Source organism: Mediterraneibacter sp. 210702-DFI.5.30 (assembly GCF_020560115.1).
GTDB lineage: Bacteria > Bacillota > Clostridia > Lachnospirales > Lachnospiraceae > Mediterraneibacter > Mediterraneibacter faecis.
In genome coordinates this window covers 1-351 of sequence record NZ_JAJCME010000042.1, presented here as the reverse complement: position 1 = coordinate 351, position 351 = coordinate 1, and the positions used below count along the sequence as shown (strand labels likewise).

General features: G+C 48.7%; 1 protein-coding gene. It reads left to right on the top strand.

What is annotated here, in order from left to right; genetic code table 11:
- The coding region (locus tag LI126_RS14605) for an NADPH-dependent FMN reductase (RefSeq protein ID WP_442919976.1) at positions 1-326 on the top strand (326 nt) is incomplete at its 5' end.
- Positions 327-351: the final 25 nt, after the last annotated feature.

Here is a 351-nt window from a genome sequence, read left to right as displayed (position 1 = left end):
CTTACCAGCTGCATCCATTTACCAACAAGCCGGTGCTTTTGGTGGGGGCTTCAACTGATGCGCAAGGTTCTTCGCGGGCTCAAGTCGACCTGCGCGACGTCATGATCTCACCAGGGGTCAACGCGCGGGTGTTCCAAAAAGAAGACTTCTTTATGAGTTTTGCCCAGAATCTGTTTGACGAAAATGGCGACATTACCGATCCCAGCACGATCAAGTTCTTGGACAAGTGTCTGCGTGACTTTGAATGCTTTGCCATTGCCAATGATGAAGAAGTTAAAATGGAAGAAGAAGCCTTGGCCAAAGCGGAAAAGGAGGCTGCTAAATAATGAAGTTTGTTGCAATCGTCGGCAC